This is a genomic window from Daejeonella sp. (assembly GCF_037719425.1).
In the GTDB taxonomy this organism is placed as follows: domain Bacteria; phylum Bacteroidota; class Bacteroidia; order Sphingobacteriales; family Sphingobacteriaceae; genus Daejeonella.
Genome location: NZ_JBBJNI010000200.1, coordinates 1 through 2,081 on the forward strand (window position 1 = coordinate 1; position 2,081 = coordinate 2,081).

Annotated in this window: 3 protein-coding genes; 2 read left to right on the forward strand and 1 reads right to left on the reverse strand. The window is 44.7% G+C overall.

Annotation, left to right across the window (positions count from 1 at the left end; translation table 11 throughout):
• The coding region (locus WKF69_RS18140; protein ID WP_340383741.1) for a hypothetical protein at nucleotides 1-216 on the reverse strand (216 nt) is incomplete at its 3' end.
• Between the two features lie 85 nt (nucleotides 217-301).
• Between WKF69_RS18140 and WKF69_RS18145 the strand changes: the two genes are divergently transcribed.
• Together WKF69_RS18145 and WKF69_RS18150 are read left to right on the forward strand one after the other, a co-directional pair.
• Nucleotides 302-511 carry a hypothetical protein gene (locus WKF69_RS18145; protein ID WP_340383743.1) on the forward strand — a complete coding sequence of 70 codons (210 nt, stop codon included), beginning with the start codon at nucleotides 302-304 and terminating at the stop codon, nucleotides 509-511.
• Nucleotides 512-720: 209 nt separating this feature from the next.
• Nucleotides 721-2,081, forward strand: a 1,361-nt coding sequence (locus WKF69_RS18150) for a SusC/RagA family TonB-linked outer membrane protein (protein WP_340383745.1), incomplete at its 3' end; no start/stop codon positions are given.

Sequence of the window (2,081 nt, forward strand, 5' to 3'; positions counted from 1 at the left end):
CGCTTGCTCCCCGACAAAAATCCTACCGGAACCATCATGTGCATTCTCTAAAGCCACGGGACCATTAAGTCCGGTGGCCACTTCTGTTAGTTTAAAGATTAAAGTTGTGTCAGATGAAAAGTTCTCTTGTCCCAATACTTTATTTCCAGAGATATTACCACAATTAAAAAAAAGTAGAACAGTAAGGCAAAAAATAATAAGTTTCATCTTTTTCATTCTATTGGTTATATGATTAACAAGGATGCCTTACCGTTTCAGTTTTCACGCACAACCTGTAAAACATGAGAATAAACGCACACGAGTGTCGAATTTTTCATATGGTACGTATAAAGGTAAGAAAAGATTTATGCATGAAAGACCGACCGGCTCGTGTGTTATTACACGCCCAAAGATAACCGATATGGGATTTTTTGCCTTTCACCTTTTCATTATCCAGCCTCCGATCTCTGGAAGTTTCGAAGTGAGCCAGGGTACGATCACCGGGCATGTAGGAGCAGGATGGTTGAATTAAATGTAAATACTATTTTAGCTATTATTGTCATTGTCACTTAACGAAAATTGCTTGAATATGAAAGTCCCTCATCCTTTTTTTGCTCAATGCCAGCTCTGGCCGGAGATGCCCCACGAGCCACCTTAGCCACGTCACGTATACAAAATGAAATTCTTGGTTGAGCATCAAGGAAGTTTTACAAGAGATTTTTCTCCTAACACTATATATCCATGGACTATATACAATCATTGCGATCACTGTCTGTAACCGGAGACGGGATGAGCACCAATCTCATTAATTACAAATTGCATGTCATGTTAAAAAAACCCATTATTTATTATTTAAAATGTTTTCCTGTATTGCTTATTGTAGCATTTTTGCTTTCCCCGCCTGCGTTTTCGCAAAAGGGAGCCGTCACCGGAAAAGTGGTTGACATCACTTCATCAAACGGACTTCCTGGCGTAACGGTGAGGGTAAAGGGCTCAAAACTTACTACTGTTACGGATGCGGATGGTAATTTCTCCCTTGCTGCCGTCAGAGGAAAAACTGTCGTGTTCAGTTCTGTTGGATATGAGGAAAAAGAGATGGTTGTAGGGGAAACCTCCACGCTGAATGTGAGCCTCGAGACATCTTCACAATCGTTGACCGGCGTTGTGGTGGTAGGCTATGGATCCCAAAATAAAAAAGAACTGGCCAGTTCTGTCTCGACCGTTTCCGCCAAGCAGTTCCAAACTGCCACGGTAAATACAATTGACCAGGCCCTGCAGGGCAGGGCCACGGGCATCCAGATAACAACTGCTTCAGGTGAACCCGGCGCAGATGCAGTGGTGAGAATAAGAGGCAATAACTCCTTAAGCGGGAACAACGAACCGCTGTATGTTGTTGATGGCTTTCCCATGGCACCCTACAGAGAGGCTCCGGGAGGCTCGTATGGGAGCACTAATCAGAATGGACTTTATGGGATCAATCCAAACGATATAGAATCAATACAAGTGCTGAAAGACGCATCGGCAACTGCTATTTATGGTTCCCGTGGCGCTAATGGTGTTGTACTGATCACGACCAAATCAGGTAAAAAGGGCGAAGGAAGGGTGGAACTGGTCAACAAAACAAGCTTCGGCCAATTGGCAAAGCCCTTTGCTTTGATGAATGGCAAGCAATATGCAGCCATACGCAATGAGTTTGCAACCCTTACCAGCAATCCACTGCCTTTCAATGTTGACACAATAAACCAGAATACAGATTGGCTAAACGAGATCACTCGACCTAGCCTGCGCGAAGACGTGTCTGTGAGCATCTCTGGCGGAGGAGAAAAAACTTCCTACTATGTGTCGGCAAATTTTCTGCAAGACAAAGGAGTGTTGCTGGGCTCTAACAACAATCGGGGAAGCTTTCGCGTGAATCTGAACAACGAAGTAAACTCCTGGTTTACTAATAAAGTCCAGCTAAGTGTCGTGAAACAGGTTACCAAAAGGGCAATCACCGGATCGCGCGGCTATCCCCAGGTTGCCGGGCCGGTGCTCGACGCTTTGAGGGCTCCCCCAATCCTGCCAAGAGATTTGAAGGGTAAAGACGACTATGGCAGTCCCTT